Origin of the sequence: Vibrio sp. FF145, assembly GCF_041439075.1 — a bacterium.
Lineage (GTDB): Bacteria > Pseudomonadota > Gammaproteobacteria > Enterobacterales > Vibrionaceae > Vibrio > Vibrio tasmaniensis_A.
Map to the genome: position 1 here is coordinate 1 of NZ_JBGONH010000062.1, position 16,453 is coordinate 16,453.

General features: G+C 44.4%; 12 protein-coding genes. 2 read left to right on the forward strand and 10 right to left on the reverse strand.

Features of this window, described 5'->3' with window-relative positions; translation table 11 throughout:
- Positions 1-131: 131 nt before the first annotated feature.
- Entirely contained in the window at positions 132-3,497 is a 3,366-nt protein-coding gene (locus tag ACED42_RS18900) for a helix-turn-helix domain-containing protein (protein WP_371703756.1), read from the reverse strand.
- A gap of 267 nt (positions 3,498-3,764) precedes the next feature.
- The gene (gene znuA, locus ACED42_RS18905) at positions 3,765-4,649 is read right to left on the reverse strand and encodes a zinc ABC transporter substrate-binding protein ZnuA (protein ID WP_009847313.1); all 885 of its coding nucleotides are present in this window, start codon (positions 4,647-4,649) and stop codon (positions 3,765-3,767) included.
- Between the two features lie 83 nt (positions 4,650-4,732).
- Between znuA and znuC the strand changes: the two genes are divergently transcribed.
- Complete coding sequence (gene znuC / locus ACED42_RS18910) at positions 4,733-5,512, forward strand: zinc ABC transporter ATP-binding protein ZnuC (RefSeq protein ID WP_012604527.1); 780 nt, start codon at positions 4,733-4,735, stop codon at positions 5,510-5,512.
- Positions 5,512-6,297, forward strand: a complete 786-nt coding sequence (gene znuB / locus ACED42_RS18915) for a zinc ABC transporter permease subunit ZnuB (RefSeq protein ID WP_009847315.1) — start codon at positions 5,512-5,514, stop codon at positions 6,295-6,297. Before znuC ends, znuB begins: the two co-directional genes overlap by 1 nt.
- Before the next feature lie 143 nt (positions 6,298-6,440).
- Here the strand turns inward: znuB and sucD are convergent, their stop codons facing one another.
- The 8 genes from sucD to sdhC all read right to left on the reverse strand — a co-directional run bounded on the left by sucD (position 6,441) and on the right by sdhC (position 16,059).
- The gene (gene sucD / locus ACED42_RS18920) at positions 6,441-7,313 is read right to left on the reverse strand and encodes a succinate--CoA ligase subunit alpha (protein ID WP_004734209.1); all 873 of its coding nucleotides are present in this window, start codon (positions 7,311-7,313) and stop codon (positions 6,441-6,443) included.
- Positions 7,313-8,479 carry an ADP-forming succinate--CoA ligase subunit beta gene (gene sucC / locus ACED42_RS18925; protein ID WP_009847317.1) on the reverse strand — a complete coding sequence of 389 codons (1,167 nt, stop codon included), beginning with the start codon at positions 8,477-8,479 and terminating at the stop codon, positions 7,313-7,315. Before sucC ends, sucD begins: the two co-directional genes overlap by 1 nt.
- Before the next feature lie 206 nt (positions 8,480-8,685).
- Entirely contained in the window at positions 8,686-9,894 is a 1,209-nt protein-coding gene (odhB, locus tag ACED42_RS18930) for a 2-oxoglutarate dehydrogenase complex dihydrolipoyllysine-residue succinyltransferase (protein ID WP_009847318.1), read from the reverse strand.
- A gap of 21 nt (positions 9,895-9,915) precedes the next feature.
- Positions 9,916-12,735 (reverse strand): 2-oxoglutarate dehydrogenase E1 component, encoded by a 2,820-nt coding sequence (gene sucA, locus ACED42_RS18935; protein WP_017103231.1) that lies wholly within the window; start codon positions 12,733-12,735, stop codon positions 9,916-9,918.
- Between the two features lie 97 nt (positions 12,736-12,832).
- On the reverse strand, positions 12,833-13,546 hold the full coding sequence (locus ACED42_RS18940; protein WP_009847320.1) for a succinate dehydrogenase iron-sulfur subunit: 714 nt from the start codon (positions 13,544-13,546) through the stop codon (positions 12,833-12,835).
- Positions 13,547-13,558: 12 nt separating this feature from the next.
- A complete protein-coding gene (gene sdhA, locus ACED42_RS18945; protein WP_009847321.1) occupies positions 13,559-15,325 on the reverse strand; it encodes a succinate dehydrogenase flavoprotein subunit in 1,767 nt (588 codons plus the stop codon).
- Positions 15,326-15,673 carry a succinate dehydrogenase, hydrophobic membrane anchor protein gene (gene sdhD, locus ACED42_RS18950; RefSeq protein WP_004734215.1) on the reverse strand — a complete coding sequence of 116 codons (348 nt, stop codon included), beginning with the start codon at positions 15,671-15,673 and terminating at the stop codon, positions 15,326-15,328.
- Complete coding sequence (gene sdhC, locus ACED42_RS18955; protein ID WP_012604532.1) at positions 15,667-16,059, reverse strand: succinate dehydrogenase cytochrome b556 subunit; 393 nt, start codon at positions 16,057-16,059, stop codon at positions 15,667-15,669. The genes sdhD and sdhC overlap by 7 nt, the downstream gene beginning before the upstream one ends.
- Between the last annotated feature and the right edge of the window lie 394 nt (positions 16,060-16,453).

Consider the following 16,453-nt stretch of genomic DNA (forward strand, 5'->3'; position numbering starts at 1 on the left):
CTCGTATCTCGTATCTCGTATCTCGTATCTCGTATCTCGTATCTCGTATCTCGTAGAAGCATAAAAAAGCCCCAACACGAATGTCGAGGCTCAAAGTATCTTTATCTATGTTGTAACTGGACGTCCCTAGCTCACTGCTCTTCGTTGTTTTCAGCAAACTTAGATGGCGACATGCCAAAGTGATGTTTAAACCTTTGACTGAAATAGGAAGGGTCATTGAAACCAGAATCAAACGCGACGTCTGAAATCCTCTCTCCCGCAAGTAACCGCTCGCACGCATGCTCTAAACGCACTTCATTCAAATGCTCTTTAAAGGTCTTGTTATAAGCCGATTTAAAACGTCTCTGTAAACTTCTCTCTGACATGAACAAGTACTTAGCGGCATTTGCAGTACTGAACTCTGCATCGGCGTAGTTTTCACTTACAAGCTGTGACACTCTGTTTTTCCACTCTTGCTCAGCACTTAACCTTTGTTGCTCCGTCGCTGAAACTGTAAGTTTAATGGTCTCAATCTGTTCAATTGTACTAGCTTCCAAATTATCTAACACTTGATATTCAATCGGCCACGAAAGCTGCACCTTATTTTGAGAGTCCGAGACAAAAGCATTCAGTTCACCACCGCTCTGGTTCATCAATAATGGCAACTTTTCGATGTTTAGGTCGGTCGACTTTCCAGTATTATCATTAATGCTTGAAGTCAATTTTGGGAAAGGCATTCCATGGTCTCGAATCGTCACAACAAGGTGCTCTTTAACCTCTTCAACCAATACCACCATACTCTGTGACTTAAAATTTCTCTTAATGATGCTAGCGACTAGACTGTTGAAAATAATATCAAGATTAAAATACAGCAAGGATACATGTCGTTGTTTAGTTTCAACTTTAATATCCAGTTCAATACCGGCTTTGGCTAAATCGTCCTGCCAAGCTTTGAGTACAGCTTCTAAGATTAAAATTATATCGTAACAAACCTTTCCCTTCCCTTGTGGCGTGTTACTCAACTGAGCCAAGCCATTTTTCAATGTCAATATTGGCGACTTACCTTGTTCATCATTCCAATTTGGGATCATAGCTGCGATATGATTAACTTCAGAAGAGAGTTCATTAGCAGTATGTGTGACAAGAGCACTCTTAACTGACAACTGTTTTTTAAGCTGTTGATTAGTCGTTAGTAGTATTCGGCTTTGATGCCTCAGTTGATCTGTCTTTAATGCAACTTGCGCCTTTAAGTGCCTGTTGGCGAAAGTGACGTAACGCGATCGCCAAAAAACCAAAGCAGTCACTACACAGATAAGTAATACAAGAGAGCTTGCTGCTGCCCAATTACTCAGATACCAAGGTTTCGCAATAGAAAAGCTTTGGTTCGTTGACGTAAAGCGATAATGGGAGTCCTTAACGGGTTTCACTTCCAACGTATAGTCCCCAGGAAGAAGGTGATCGAGTGTTAGTAACCCCCCTTCAAACTCACTCCAAGGTTCATTGTCGCTTAGTCGATACTCCATTGCAGGTGTGTATGTCGCTGGTAAAATTCCAATCTTAAAACCGATTGATGAGCCATAAGGAATTTCATCTAAATCAGCTGTCTTGCCACCAAGTGATACTATCTGATGGTCGACACTTATCTTGCTTAGCAATGCACGGCTATGAGGTGTTGTTGATACCAATAGCTCATTAGCTAATGCACTCACCACGCCATATCTTGAGCCAAAGATAAGCCTAGTAGACTGGCTACCTGAGCTGTAAAACAGAGCACACGCACCTGCAGCCAATTCATTGGTGATCAAGCCAAATGGTGAGCCGATATGTTTATGCAGTTGCCCATCCAATCCGTAATAGCTAATACCTTTCGAAGAGCCTAACCACATCCCATTATCATCGCTAATTAAACATTTAGGACTGATATTTTCCTCAACAAGAGTGACCTCTTGAATAATAGAACTGTTATTAGAGATTCGATACACACCATAGCTACTCGCAAACCACTGGGATCCATCTTTCGCTTTTTCAATATCGACCACTTTGCCAAGCCGCTCGCTTGAACGACTAAAGCTAATTCTCTCATCAAGAAAAGAGTAGAATCCGTGATCAGTACCAACATAAATACGACCTTGTAAACCTATATTGAGAGCGGTGATCTTTGCTGGCAAAAATTTATCGACTAACCAGTCGGTACCATAACTTGTCAACTTATTGGTTTCGATAGATAACGAATAAAGGTTTTGTCCCGAGGTCATCCAAAGCATGTTATTCGCTTCAAGTGCAAAGTTTTCAACGGGTACACCTTCAATCGCTCTTGGTAGATCGACCTTTTCAGCCTCTAACGTATCAGTGTTGAAACTAATAATACCTTCTGCAGTCGCCAACCAAATTGAAGAACCAAAGAACTCAAAGTCCTGTACTGGGTTAGAGTAAACACGAACGGGGTTATCTTCACTTTGAGAATCAACCAAATAGAGACCTCTGGAAGAAGCAACCCAAGACAGTTGATCGCGAACAAGCTGTACTTTGTTTATCACCACACTACTCGAGTGCATCCCCATTCCCGTTAATGGCGTTCTTGAGAATGTCCTGCTGAACAGTGAAAAGTATCGAATTCCGTTATTGGTCGCGACCCACATTCCACCAGCATGGTCGTTAATTAACGAATATATTTTTTCACCCGGTAACGAAAAGTCTTGATTATCGGCTTGTTCAAATCGTGTAATTTGCCCCGTAATAAAGTTGTAGCTGATAAGACCATGCTCAGTCCCAATCCAGTATTGATCGGTTGTTTCAGCGAGAGAAAGAACATGCGAACCACGCACCCACCTTTCTTTCTTAGGATTTGCAAGATCTATAATCACTGCACCATTCAATGTACCAATGACTAACTCACGTCTTGCCATCGAAAAATACAGCGTCTCTATATGATTTTTTTCTGATGCAGCGATATGAGTAAATTCTTGGCTATCAGAAAGGTACACTCCGGAGCTGGTCGCAAGCACCCATTTTGACAGCACCCGCTCAGCATCGTAAATCGTAATATCGCTGCTATTGTTGTACCGATACAATTTTAGAAGCGAGTAAGTGCTAAATTCTAAAGATTGAGTATTGTACGTATAGAAATTACTGCTATCAGTAACCCAAATATAATCACCGGAAGCACCGATATTCGCGATCTCAGCCCCTGGGCTTAAACTAAATGCAAGTGCGTTGCCGATTCCTGGGCTATGTCGGTACACCTCATTATCAAAGAAAGTCCAAAACTCATCGTTAAGAAACGCGACTTTCTCTGAAGAAAATTGCAAAAGGCTACCTTTTCGAGGGAATAGGGTTCTGCCATCATAAAAAAGTATTTTTCCATGCACATCATGAACCCAGAGTCCGCCACCTTCACCTAAGTACAGATTTTTTGCCGCAAGGAAGTTCCCTTGTGCTTGAACGGGCAAAGGGTAGAAAACGGAGGGTGATGTATTTACCGCAAGAACGCTAAATGAAATGCTCATTAAGATGAACATTTTTAAAATAATTCGATACAACTTTTAATCCTGAACAGCAACAACACATGAAATATTGGTTCTCACAACGCTTGTTGCTGACTAACCAAAAAGTGAGTTTTTTTGTGCTTATTATTATCTTTCTATTTTAGCTGAAATTGACAAAGGAGAAAGGAGGTTTGATATTTGTTGGAAGGTTTTATCTTAGCGGTCACGAAAATGCCGCAAAAAGCGGCATGATTCATCAATTAACGAGAACAAAGTGTCGTAAAGAATACTCGATATTGATTACATTCCACTTAAGCAACTTGTGTAACTATCTGTAAGCTGCTGAAGAAAATCAAAATAGCTTCCACTCTTCACTTCAACCTGCGAACCGACAGGATCAAGTTGTCCTTGTTTAGCGTTACTTCCACGAGTCACCGATTCAATCACCGCTGGTGTAAATTGAGGCTCTGAAAATACGCATTGAACATTTTCACGCACCAAAGTCTTCTTGATAGCTATCAGACTTTTTGCGCCAGGTTTACGCTCAGGGCTAACCGTAAAGTGACCTAGATTATTCAACTTAAATTCTTGTTCGAAGTAGCCATACGCGTCATGGAATACGTAGTAGCCTTTGTCTTTCACTGGCGCGAGTTGTTCATGAATCGCCTGCTGTTTCTCTTTCAAAGCAATCAAGAATGAATCTAGATTCTCTTGATACGCCATGGCGTTATCAGAGTCTGACTCAATTAGCTTAGCTGAGATATACTTTGCCGCGACCTCGACTTGATCGATACCCAACCAAAAATGCGGGTCATGACTACCATGGTTGTGCCCTTCATGAGCATCGTGGTCTTCATGTCCAAACTCTCTCAAGTTAATCCCCGGAATCTCACTGATCTTGATAACGTTTTCTTTAGAACCAATCACCTTGGTCAAAAAAGCTTCCAGGTCAGGGCCAAACCAGATCACCATATCGGCACTATGAACTTTTTTGACATCCGATGGCTTAAGCGCATAATCGTGCGGCGAAGCATTGCTGTTCATCAACACATCAGGTTCACTAACGCCCTGCGTTAATTCTGTCACAATCATTTGAATTGGTTTGAAGCTTGTTAGAATAGTATTGGCACTTGCAACACTTGGCGCTAAAAGCAAAGTAGCAAGTATAAAAGATGAACGTGACATAATTCCTCGTTAATAGAAAAGTAGCTTAGGCTTGCGGTAAATGTTACATTATAACATTAGCGAATTGCAAATGAGTTCTATTCATGGATAATTTAATCCAACTAGATTCTGTGAGCGTCGAATTTGACGGTCGAAAAGTTCTAGATAACATCTCTCTAAATTTAGAGCGCGGCAGAATCACCACCCTGATTGGGCCAAACGGTGCAGGAAAGTCGACATTAGTAAAAGTGGTATTAGGTTTACAGACCAAATTTTCAGGCACAATAACAAAAGCTAAAAAACTGAAAATTGGCTATGTACCACAAAAATTAAAGCTCAATGATTCACTACCGCTCAATGTAGAACGTTTTCTAAAGCTCACTGGTAAGTTCAGTCAGCAAGAGATCCTTGAAGCATTGAAGCTCGTTGGTGCTGAACATCTACAAAAGAGCAACATGCACCAACTATCTGGCGGTGAAAACCAACGTGTGCTAATTGCTCGTTCATTGCTAAGAAGACCCGATCTACTGGTTCTTGATGAACCCGCACAAGGTGTTGATGTACAAGGCCAAATAGACCTGTACGACCTGATCGATACCATTCGCCACCGTTTTGGTTGTGCCGTATTTATGGTTTCACACGATCTGCATTTAGTGATGGCAAAAACAGACGATGTTATCTGTTTGCATCACCATATCTGCTGTTCAGGCGCACCGGCAGACATCAAACACCACCCCTCTTATATCGCACTTTTTGGCACCGCGACCCAAGAGACCTTAGCCTTTTATCACCACCAACACGAACATCACCATCATGATCTCGCAGGACAGCCTGTCGAAGGCGACGTGCATGAATGTTCAAACCATAAACACGGACACCACTAATGCTTGAGTTTCTTCTTCCCTCTATTTTAGCTGGCTTGGGCATTGCTCTAATCGCGGGGCCACTAGGTTCATTCGTGGTGTGGCGCAAGATGGCTTACTTTGGTGACACGCTTGCTCACGCTTCTTTGATGGGCTTAGCACTTGGCTTTCTGTTCAACATTAACTTGTATTTCGCGCTGCTGATTTGTTGTTTGATGCTAGCTGTGTTGCTAGTGACTTTACAAAAACAAAAGCTGGTCGCGACCGATACCCTACTCGGTATTTTGGCGCACAGCGCTCTGTCTTTGGGTCTTGTCGCCGTGAGTTTCTTAGATAACGTTCGCGTTGACCTAATGAGCTACCTATTTGGTGACTTGCTTGCAGTGTCTCCGACAGATTTGGTATTCATCTATGCGGGTGCTGCCGTGATTGGAGTGGTACTTGCTATCTTTTGGCGACCACTATTGTCGACGACCGTTAACGAAGATCTCGCAGCGGTTGATGGCATCAACATTGATTTAATGCGTCTTATTTTGATGCTATTGGTTGGGATCGTGATTGCGGTAGGTATGAAGTTTGTTGGTGCGTTAATCATGACCTCACTACTTATCATTCCGGCAGCAACGGCAAGAAAATTCGCCAATACACCCGAACAAATGGCATTCCTTGCATCGGTAATTGGTTCTATCGCTGTGTTCGGAGGATTGAGCTTGTCTTGGTTCTATGACACACCGGCCGGCCCTTCTGTTGTTATCAGTGCTGCGGCAATGTTTATGTTATCTCAAATGGTTAGAAGCCGAGCTTAGCACTTATCAGTACGATCTCGTATCTCGTATCTCGTATCTCGTATCTCGTATCATTGAAAACATACAAAAAAGGCTTGGTCAGTGACCAAGCCTTTTTAATATCGTTCAGTTAACTTCTATCTCATTAGATAAAATCCAGCTGATTACCAACCCGTGATTTCACGTAGGCCTTTACCGATGTCAGCAAGAGACTTAACAGTCTTAACGCCTGCTGCTTCCAGTGCTGCGAATTTATCTTCAGCAGTACCTTTACCACCAGAGATGATTGCGCCTGCGTGGCCCATACGTTTACCCGGAGGAGCCGTAACACCAGCGATGTAAGATACAACTGGCTTAGTTACGTTTGCTTTGATGAACTCAGCCGCTTCTTCTTCCGCAGTACCACCGATCTCACCAATCATTACGATTGCTTCAGTCTCTGGGTCTTCTTGGAAAAGTTTTAGGATATCAATGAAGTTTGAACCTGGAATAGGGTCACCACCGATACCAACACATGTAGACTGACCAAAGCCTTCATCTGTTGTTTGTTTAACTGCTTCGTACGTCAGAGTTCCTGAACGAGATACGATACCTACTTTACCCTTCTTGTGGATATGGCCAGGCATGATACCAATCTTACACTCGTCTGGAGTGATAAGACCTGGACAGTTAGGACCGATCATGCGAACGCCAGTTTCTTCTAGCTTCACTTTAACGTCGATCATGTCTGTAGTAGGGATACCTTCAGTGATCGTTACGATCAGTTCGATACCTGCATCAATCGCTTCTAGGATTGCATCTTTACAGAAAGGTGCTGGTACGTAGATAACTGTTGCTGTTGCGCCAGTCACTTCTACTGCTTCACGTACTGTGTTGAATACTGGAAGGCCTAGGTGAGTTTGACCACCTTTACCAGGTGAAACACCACCAACCATTTGCGTACCGTATGCGATAGCTTGGTCTGAGTGGAATGTACCTTGACCGCCAGTGAAACCCTGACAGATTACTTTAGTGTCTTTGTTAATTAATACAGACATTATTTAGCCTCCGCAGCAGCAACAACTTTCTGAGCAGCATCTGTTAGAGATACAGCAGCAATGATATCAACATCAGAATTAGCAAGTACTTCACGACCTAGGTCTGCGTTTGTACCTTCTAGACGAACAACTACAGGAACTGTTACGCCAACTTCTTTAACTGCACCAATAATACCTTCAGCGATCATGTCACAACGAACGATGCCACCGAAAATGTTTACGAGTACTGCTTTAACATTGTCATCAGAAAGGATGATCTTGAATGCTTCAGCTACACGCTCTTTTGTCGCGCCGCCGCCTACATCAAGGAAGTTTGCTGGCTTGCCGCCGTGTAGGTTTACGATATCCATCGTACCCATCGCAAGGCCTGCACCGTTAACCATACAGCCAACGTTGCCATCAAGTGCTACGTAGTTCAGTTCCCACTGAGCTGCGTGCGCTTCACGCTCGTCTTCTTGTGAAGGATCGTGCATTTCACGAAGCTTTGGCTGACGGTACATTGCGTTTGAGTCAATGTTGATCTTGCCGTCTAGACAAAGCAGGTTGCCTTCGCCAGTGATTACAAGCGGGTTGATTTCTAGTAGAGCTAGGTCGTACTGAGAGAACATTTGGCCAAGACCCATGAAGATCTTAACGAACTGTTTAATTTGATCGCCAACTAGACCAAGTTTGAACGCAAGTTCACGGCCTTGGTAAGCTTGAGGGCCCACTAGAGGATCGATCGCTGATTGGTGAATCAACTCTGGAGTTTCTTCAGCGATTTTCTCAATGTCCACGCCGCCTTCAGTTGACGCCATGAATACAATTTTGCGCGTTGCACGGTCAACAACAGCACCTAGGTAAAGTTCGTTAGCAATGTTCGATGCTTCTTCAACTAGGATCTTTGTTACAGGTTGACCATTAGCGTCTGTTTGGTAAGTCACTAGGTTTTTACCTAGCCACTTTTGTGCAAACTCTTTAACGCCTTCTTTGGTGTCATGTAGCTCTACGCCGCCCGCTTTACCGCGACCACCAGCGTGTACTTGACACTTAACGACTTTCTTGGCTGTACTGATACGACCTGCAGCTTCGAAAGCTTCTTGTGCTGTATCACATGCGAAACCTTCTGGTACAGGCAAACCGAATTCTGCAAACAGCTGTTTGGCTTGGTATTCATGCAAATTCATTTTGATATTCCGTTTATTTTCCCTTAAGGGATTATTATTTCCATAACGACACAGTTTCCTGTGGTACGTCTGTAGGGTCTTCTCAAATCAACTGCTGTCCATTTTCTAATGGCTTTACAGTTCAATTGAAGGCCAGACGTTGAGCAGCCTAGCCTTTGAAACTTTTTACGTCTAGCTAACCGGGTTAACTAGACGTTTTAGAGATACTAAACGTCTAATAGCAGACGTGCAGGATCTTCTAGGAGCTCTTTGATTGTCACTAGGAAGCCAACTGATTCTCGGCCGTCGATTAGACGGTGATCGTAAGAAAGCGCTAGGTACATCATTGGTAAGATCTCAACCTTGCCATCAACAGCCATTGGACGATCTTGGATTTTGTGCATACCCAAAATTGCCGCTTGAGGCGGGTTGATGATTGGCGTAGACATTAGAGAGCCAAATACACCACCGTTCGTGATAGTAAAGTTACCGCCCATCAACTCATCAACAGTTAGCTTGCCGTCACGGCCTTTGATTGCTAGCTCTTTGATGCCTTTTTCAATGTCAGCGAAACCTAGTGTGTCACAGTCTTTCAGTACTGGAGTTACTAGACCACGTGGTGTTGATACTGCCATGCTGATGTCGAAGTAGTTGTGGTAAACGATATCTGTACCATCGATAGAAGCGTTGACTTCTGGGAAACGCTTCAGTGCTTCTGTTACTGCTTTCACGTAGAAAGACATGAAACCAAGACGCGTATCGTGACGCTTCTCGAATTGGTCTTTGTACTGCTTACGAAGATCCATGATTGGCTTCATGTTCACTTCGTTGAAAGTAGTCAGCATCGCTGTGCTGTTCTTCGCTTCTAGAAGACGGTTTGCAACTGTCTTACGTAGGCGAGTCATAGGCACGCGTTTTTGGCTACGAGCCGCTGCTGGCGCTTCAACTGCTGGTGCAGATGCTGCTGCCGGAGCCGCTTTCGCTGCTGCTAGGTGTGCATCGATGTCTTCACGAGTAATACGACCACCAACACCAGTGCCTTTAACGTCAGCTGGTTGTAGGTTGTGTTCAGCAAGAAGACGACGAACAGCAGGGCTTAGTGCGTCGTTGCTTTCTTCTGTCAGTGCCGCTTTGTGGCGTTTATCAGGAGAAGCTTCTGTATCTTCAGTCGTGTCTTTCGTTGGTTCACCAGCGACAGCACCAGGCTTAATTTTAGCCAGAAGCTGCTTAGAAAGTACCGTAGCACCCTCTTCTTCGATGATAGCTTCCAGAACACCCGCTTCAGGAGCCGGTACTTCTAGAACTACTTTATCTGTTTCGATGTCTACAATGACTTCATCACGTGCAACGGCTTCGCCTGGTTTTTTGTGCCAAGTCGCTACTGTTGCATCAGCCACAGATTCAGGTAAATCTGGAACCAGAATTTCAATTGTCATGTGCGTATTTTCCTTTTACTTCTAGTTCTTAAGTAGGGTCAAAGCGTCGTCAACTAACGCCTTTTGTTGTTTCAAGTGTACCGACATATAGCCAACAGCTGGTGACGCTGATGCAGGACGACCTGCGTATTGAATATCAGCACCCACTGGGATAGCAGCTCGGAAATTATGTTGGCTACTGTACCAAGCACCTTGGTTTTGTGGCTCTTCTTGACACCAAACGTAATCGACTACATTTGTGTATTGTGCGATGGCAGCTCTCACGTCCTCATAAGGGAACGGGTAAAGTTGCTCAATACGTACAATAGCGACATCGTCTTGCTCGTTCTTACGTCTTTGGTCAAGCAGGTCAAAGTAAACCTTACCTGAACAGAACACGACGCGTTTTACGTTCTCAGGAGACAGATCATCAATTTCTGCGATAGCTGGTTGGAACGTGCCTTCTGCCAAATCTTCAAGAGAAGATGTACACAGAGGGTGACGAAGCAATGACTTAGGTGACATTACGATCAGTGGACGACGCATTGGTCGAACAACCTGACGGCGAATCATGTGGTAAACCTGAGCTGGTGTTGAAGGAACAACAACCTGCATGTTTTGTTCAGCACATAACTGAAGGTAACGCTCTAGACGCGCAGAAGAGTGCTCCGGGCCTTGGCCTTCATAACCGTGAGGAAGCAACATAGTTAGACCACATAGACGTGCCCACTTTTGCTCACCTGATGAAATGAATTGGTCGATAACAACTTGTGCACCGTTTGCGAAATCACCAAATTGTGCTTCCCAAAGGGTGAGACCGCTTGGCTCTGCTGTCGCATAACCATACTCAAATGCGAGTACCGCTTCTTCAGATAACACAGAGTCAAACACTTGGAATGGCCCTTGTTTATCATGAATGTTCGCAAGAGGAACATACGTGCTTGCATCTGATTGATTGTGCAGTACTGAGTGACGGTGGAAGAACGTACCACGACCTGAATCTTGGCCAGAGATACGAATACGCTTACCGTCGTCAACAAGTGTTGCGTAAGCCAGAGTTTCAGCCATCCCCCAATCGACTTGTTTCTCACCATTCACCATGGCAGTTCGATCGTTGTACAGTTTATTTACTCGGCTTTGCAGCTTGTGGCTGTCTGGGTATTGGCAAAGTTTAGTACCAAGCTCTTTCAGGCGCTCGATATCAATCTTATTGTCCCACTCGATGTTCCAGTCGTGACCTAGGTAAGGAGACCAGTCCACAGAGTGAAGTGCCATTGGGCGCCACTCTTTAACCACAACTTCACCGTGATCAAGTGCATCACGATATTCGTTAACCAGTTGAGTTGCCGTATCAATACCAAACTCTCCACGCTCCATTAGCACGTCAGCGTAAAGCTTACGTGGTGTTGGATGCTTCTTGATTTTTTGGTACATCAAAGGCTGTGTTGCATTCGGCTCATCGGCTTCGTTGTGACCGTGGCGACGGTAACAAACCAAATCAATAACAACATCACGCTTGAAGGTATTACGGTAATCCAATGCAAGACGCGCTACGAACGCAACCGCTTCTGGATCATCAGAATTAACGTGGAAAATCGGAGCCTGAACCATCTTCGCGATATCTGTACAGTACATCGTAGAACGTGTATCGCGAGGGTTAGACGTCGTAAAACCAACTTGGTTGTTTACAACGATACGAACCGTACCACCGACACAGAAACCACGCGCTTGAGACATGTTAAACGTCTCTTGCACTACACCCTGACCAGCGATAGCTGAATCACCGTGGATAGTAATTGGAAGTACACGGCTGCCGTCTTTATCGTCTAGACGATCTTGTCGAGCACGTACTGAACCGATAACTACCGGGTTTACGATTTCTAAGTGAGATGGGTTAAATGCAAGTGCTAAGTGAACGTTGCCGCCTGGGGTTGCGAAATCCGCAGAGAAACCTTGGTGATATTTCACATCACCAGTACCCCATGAATCATCGCTGTGCTTGCCCGCAAATTCGTCAAACAGGTCTTGTGGCTTTTTACCAAGCACATTGACCAGCATGTTTAGACGACCACGGTGAGCCATACCAACAACAACTTCACGCATGCCTTGTCCACCGGCATGACGAATGATTTCTTTCGTCATTGGGATAAGAGCATCACCACCTTCCAAAGAGAAGCGTTTTGCACCAGGGAATTTCGCACCAAGATAGCGCTCAAGACCTTCAGCAGCCGTTAGCTCTTCTAGGAAAGCTTGCTTTTCTTCTTTATTGAAAGACGGTTGACCAGATACAGACTCTAAACGTTGTTGGATCCAACGCTTTTGTTCTGTATTAGTCATGTGCATGTATTCAGCACCAATAGAACCACAATACGTTTGCTTTAGAGATTTGTAGAGATCTTTAAGCACCATCGTCTCTTGGCCAATGGCGTAAGAGCCGACGTTAAACGTCTCGTTGAGGTCTTCTTCGGTAAGAGTGTGGAAAGAAGGGTCCAGTTCAGCGACTGTATCTCTTTCCCATAAACCTAGGGGGTCTAGATTTGCTGATTGATGCCCTCGGAATCGATAGGCATTAATAAGTTGCAGAACCTTTACTTGTTTCGCATCGACATCTGGATCACTAACTTGGACACTGTAATGCTTTGTTTCTTGAGCGAGTCGACGGAAGTATTCACGAACACGAGAGTGTGGTTGTTCCACCGCTTCTGAAGCTTGCACAGGCAGTTCTTCAAAAACGCTTCTCCATTCGTCACTTACCGAATCGGGGTCACTAAGATACAGTTCATAGAGTTCTTCTACGTACGTTGCATTGGCGCCAGCCAAGTGTGAAGACTCGAGCCATGCCTTCATCACGCCGTTGTGCATATTTTCCCTTAACCAGTAGTTTTCACGTTTGCTGCGGTCTATGCCGAGCTATTAAAAGGCCGCCCCAAAACTTCTAGGGCGGCAATTTTTATATAACTTAAACCGAACGATTCACTAGCATGGTCTTAATGTGACCAATCGCTTTCGTCGGATTTAATCCCTTAGGACAAACACTTACACAATTCATTATGCCATGGCAACGAAAAACGCTAAATGCATCATCAAGATCGGACAGACGTTCGTCTGTCGCCGTATCTCGGCTATCTATTAGCCAACGGTATGCTGCAAGTAGGCCAGCTGGTCCGATGAACTTATCTGGATTCCACCAGAATGATGGGCATGAAGTCGTACAACATGCACACATAATACATTCATACAAACCATCTAAATGAGCACGCTCATCAGGGCTTTGTAGGTTTTCACGAGCCGGTGGCACATTGCCATCAGACACTAAGAACGGCTTAACTTTTTCGTAGTTATCGTAGAACTGAGTCATGTCTACGATTAAGTCACGCACAACAGGCAAACCTGGAAGTGGGCGAATTACGATCTTATCTTGGCCAGAAAGTGCAGACAGTGGCGTGATACACGCCAATCCATTTTTACCATTCATGTTCAAACCATCAGAACCACATACACCTTCACGGCATGAGCGACGGAATGAAATCGTTGGATCTTGCTCTTTCAAAAGAATAAGCGCGTCCAAAAGCATCATGTCAGAACCTTCTTCCACCTCTAGGGTGTACTCTTTCATGTAAGGTTTCTGGTCCACATCTGGGTTGTAACGGTATAAAGAGAAATTCAGTTTCATGGTCATATCTCCTTAGTACGTACGTGCTTTCGGCGGGAATGCTTCACGATGGATAGGTTCCATGTTCACGCCACGCTTAGTCATACTTTCTGATTCAGGGTTGTACAGAGAATGGCATAGCCATTGCTCATCATCACGATCTGGGAAGTCGAAACGAGCATGCGCTCCACGACTCTCTGTACGGAAGTTTGCTGCAACCGCGGTTGCGAATGCCGTTTCCATCAAGTTTTCAAGCTCTAAACACTCAATACGTTGCGTGTTGAACTCAGTCGACTTGTCTGAAAGGTGTGCATTTTTAAGACGCTCACGAATCACTTTCAGCTCTTCTAAGCCGTCAGCCATCGCTTTACCTTCACGGAATACAGAGAAGTTGTTCTGCATACATTGCTGAAGGTCTTTACGAATTACCGCAGGATCTTCACCGTCAGTACTGTTTTCCCAACGATTGTAGCGCTCTAGTGAACGTTCAATGTCAGCTTCAGTTGCAGGTTTTGCTTCAGCTTGTTTGTTCAAAGTCTCACCAAGGTGAAGACCTGTCGCACGACCGAACACAACCAAATCAAGTAGCGAGTTGCCACCTAGACGGTTTGCACCGTGTACTGATACTGAAGCGATTTCGCCACAAGCGAATAGACCTTGAATTTCAACGTCTGTACCGTCTTCAGTTTGTTTAATTGCTTGACCAGAAACCTGTGTAGGAACACCACCCATCATGTAGTGACACGTTGGGATTACAGGAATTGGTTCTTTAACAGGATCAACGTGAGCGAACGTACGAGAAAGCTCACATACACCCGGTAGACGAGATTCAAGCGTCTCTTTACCTAGGTGATCGAGTTTCAGCTTGATGTGTGGACCCCATGGACCATCACAACCACGACCTTCACGAATCTCAACCATCATCGAACGAGCTACAACATCACGACCAGCTAAATCTTTAGCATTCGGAGCATAACGTTCCATGAAGCGCTCGCCGTCTTTATTGAGAAGGTAACCACCTTCACCACGACAACCTTCTGTTACCAAAACACCTGCGCCAGCGATACCCGTTGGGTGGAACTGCCACATTTCGATGTCTTGCATTGGAACGCCTGCACGAATCGCCATGCCAACACCGTCACCAGTGTTAATGTGAGCATTGGTTGTTGATGCGTAAATACGACCAGCACCACCAGTAGCAAGGATTGTTGCCTTCGCTTTGAAGTAGCAAACCTCACCCGTCTCCATACAAAGCGCGGTAGTACCTAAGATTGCACCATCTTCGTTTTTAACAAGATCCAGTGCATACCACTCAGAGAAAACCGTCGTTTTGTGTTTAATGTTTTGTTGGTAAAGCGTGTGTAACAGTGCGTGACCAGTACGGTCGGCTGCCGCTGCGGTACGAGCCGCTTGCTCACCACCAAAATTCTTAGATTGGCCACCAAACGGACGTTGGTAAATACTACCGTTATCAAAACGAGAAAATGGAAGACCCATTTTTTCTAGTTCGATAACCGACTCAGGACCATTTTTACACATGTATTCGATAGCATCTTGGTCGCCGATGTAATCGGAACCTTTTACCGTGTCGTACATGTGTTGTTCCCAGTGATCTTCATGCGCATTACCAAGAGCAACGGTGATACCACCTTGCGCAGATACAGTATGAGAACGAGTTGGGAAAACTTTAGAAAGCAACGCACAAGATAGGCCTTGCTCAGAAATTTGTAGCGCGGCGCGCATACCAGCACCACCAGCGCCAATTACTACAGCATCAAACTCACGAACAGGAATAGTCACTTACGCACCCCACAAAATAAACAGACCAGAGAAGAAATATCCTAGAAGAACCGCAACAACACCGACTTGAAGACCAACGCGCAATTTTGCACATTTGATGTAGTCAGTTAGTACTTGCCACAAGCCGATCCACGCGTGAACCAAAATTGAAGTAAGCGCTAACATGGTGAAGACTTTAGTGAAAGTACCACCAAAGAATTGCGTCCAAGATGCGTAAGAAATATCACCTGAGAAAGCACAGAAGCTCACTAGGTAGATAGTGTAAAGCGTCATAATGATGGCTGTTGCACGAATCAATAGATAATCATGCACACCATTACGACCAAAAGTAGAAACGTTGTTTACCATACTAAGATCCCCGCTAGTAGAGACAATACCGCTGTTGCTGCGAATGCAACCTTCGCGCTCTTAGCGCCAGATTCCAGCTCTTCAAAGTGACCAAGGTCCATAAGAAGGTGACGAATACCACCAGCAATGTGGTAAGCCAAAGCGGTTAAAATGCCCCACAGAATAAACTTCACGAAGAAACCGTCGACAATGTCGCTAGCTTCCATAAAGCCTACAGGGGAAGAGAGGGAAATGGATAGTAACCAAAGCAGAATTCCGATCGCAACAAAAGTAATCACCCCAGACACACGGTGTAGGATGGAAGCTATTGCTGTGATAGGAAAGTGGATGGTCTGTAAATCTAAATTAACAGGTCTTGTCTTTCTTTCTTTCACGGGCTCGCTCACTCAGCTCCATTGAGCATGATGGTCATTAAATAACCTTATGTATTGTTATGGACAAAATTTGATTGCAAACCCTCAAAATTTAACATTAACTTAACAAGTAACGTAAGTTGAGCCTTAGATAATTGTAAAATAATTGTTAACAGCTAGGTTTCCGAAGACACCTCACATTTCTTCTTAGCCTTGCATTTATAAGGTTTTAACCAAACTTTTCAGCGCCACTATACGGCTGGCAACATTCTAATACAATTGATGCAACAAATAATGCTACACAGCACAGACTTTTAACGAATTTAATGTGAAAAACACTAACAAGTGCACACAAAGCTGCAGAAAAATTGACTTTCTGACGTAAGACCAGTAAAAAAATGGCACATAAACATCCTGGACGGATTAA